Raw genomic sequence first — 1822 nt, 5'->3', positions numbered from 1 at the left:
GAAGAACAACCTAACATTATCAAGAAAATCGGGAGTAATAAATATGATATTTTCATAATTCGAAATTTTTAGTAATATGTGCTGTAACGGGTTTGAATATGAATCGTGGCGCCTGGCGAAGCGTGCGGCTTGAAGCAGCTCAACCATCAATAGCTCGTTTCAGCTCGATTCTCCGAAGCTGCGTGAGACTCAGAAGGGCAAGCGTGTTTGGATTATTCCGACGAATCATATTTTGATTAAAACTAGGAAATATTATTCAATTTCCCACTAAGCCATGATTGCATATTCGTTGTTGTGCTTTCGTTATTTTTCAGTATTCAACTCATTATTTATTAAATCTATTATTTCATCTGTGTAAGTCAGCATCTTCTTCTGAAGGTATAATCTATTATATTCCGTTCGTCCTCTCATTAAAGTAAGGCTCATAATATTTTGATTTTCATACAATTTTGAAAGCGCATTATTTTGATATTCTATATCCATATTTTGAGATTGTTTTAATCCTAATTGCTCTCTGATTTCTGTAGGCATCAATGGTTCGAGTATAGAACTAAATTCAGCATTTAGTAGATTCAAAAGGTCCATAGAACTTTCTTCATCTTCGAAACCCTGAGATATTTCAGAGGAAAAAGCAGCTAACTTAGATTTTAATACTGAATTTTGAATGAGACTTATATTTCCACTCGCGTTAATAGATTGATAGGCTCCTATAACTGGTTCCGCTCGAAAATAATTAAGTGGACCATAAAGAATAAAACCAGCTATAGAGTCTCTTTTATAATTTAAGTTTTTCTTTTCTAAGCATAGCAGAAATGATTGGTTAGAGTTGAGAGCAAATGTTTGTGCTTTTATCGTTTCTTCATACCTAATTGAGTTCTCTTCAAATTCTTTTTTAAGTTCTTCTAATATGGTAACTTCATTTTTGCGATCAGATTGGTTTTGATTCCAATTATTGATTTGAAGAGCAACTAAAATTCCAATAACAACAAGAATAATTTCACCAATAGCATAAAGGAAATATTTACTGAACTTGTTTTCTGTCAGCATTTTTTGGCGAATTTTCCGAAAGAATTTTATCATTAGGGGTTAGTTTCTCTAAAGGTAAACTAATAAAGTAGAATACGAGAACTCGAATAATGAAGGCTAACGGGTTTGTATAATAATCGTGGCGCTTGGCGCAGCGTGCGGCTTGAAGCAGCGACAGTTCTCCAATTCTCTTTTTAGTTCCAATTATTCGGAGCTGCGTGAGACTCAGAAAGGCAAGCTTCCTCGATTTATCAGAAACCAATATAGTCAATTATTTGCAGTAAACACAGTACTTTGCAGCCCAAAAGCCATGATTATTATACGATGTTAACTACAGTTTTTATACTTTCCAATTAAAATTCAATGACTTACATTTTGGACAAACAATATATTCTCCTTCGAGATTGTCAACATTACATCTATTACATTTTCCATATTCCTTATTGATATGCATTAAAGAGAATTTTGCTTCAATACTTTCTATATTATATAAGGATTCTAATTTATCCATTAATTGTCCGAGCTTGTAATTTGCTTTTAATTCAGATAATATTTTTTTCTCCTCAAGAGTGAAATCAGGAACTTCAAATTCTTTATCAGAACACTTTGGACAATTTCTCTTCATAATTTTTACGTTGCTTCTTTCAATTTCTCTGAATTAAATCCAATATCAAAAGTTTGTTTTATGTCAAAATTGTAGTTAACGGGTTTGTATAATAATCGTGGCGCTTGGCGCAGCGTGCGGCTTGAAGCAGCGACAGTTTTTCTGTTCCTCGTTTAGTTCCAATTATTCGGA

2 protein-coding genes are annotated in these 1822 nt (G+C 33.1%); both read right to left on the bottom strand.

The genetic code is table 11. The features are described 5' to 3' along the window. Nucleotides 1-303 precede the first annotated feature (303 nt). Nucleotides 304-1080 (bottom strand): DUF6090 family protein, encoded by a 777-nt coding sequence (locus BXY75_RS00280; RefSeq protein ID WP_121905705.1) that lies wholly within the window; start codon nt 1078-1080, stop codon nt 304-306. 286 nt (nt 1081-1366) lie between these two features. Next, nucleotides 1367-1651: a hypothetical protein gene (locus BXY75_RS00275; RefSeq protein WP_121905704.1), complete on the bottom strand. Its 285-nt coding sequence runs from the start codon at nt 1649-1651 to the stop codon at nt 1367-1369. Nucleotides 1652-1822 lie beyond the last annotated feature (171 nt).

Source organism: Ulvibacter antarcticus (assembly GCF_003688405.1).
GTDB classification, from domain to species: Bacteria; Bacteroidota; Bacteroidia; order Flavobacteriales; family Flavobacteriaceae; genus Ulvibacter; species Ulvibacter antarcticus.
This window is presented reverse-complemented; position numbering and strand designations above follow the sequence as displayed.

What these genes read in the sequence shown, in the direction of transcription:
- BXY75_RS00280 (WP_121905705.1), bottom strand. Translation starts at nt 1,080, where the DNA reads ATGATAAAATTCTTTCGGAAAATTCGCCAAAAAATGCTGACAGAAAAC.
- BXY75_RS00275 (WP_121905704.1), bottom strand. Translation starts at nt 1,651, where the DNA reads ATGAAGAGAAATTGTCCAAAGTGTTCTGATAAAGAATTTGAAGTTCCT.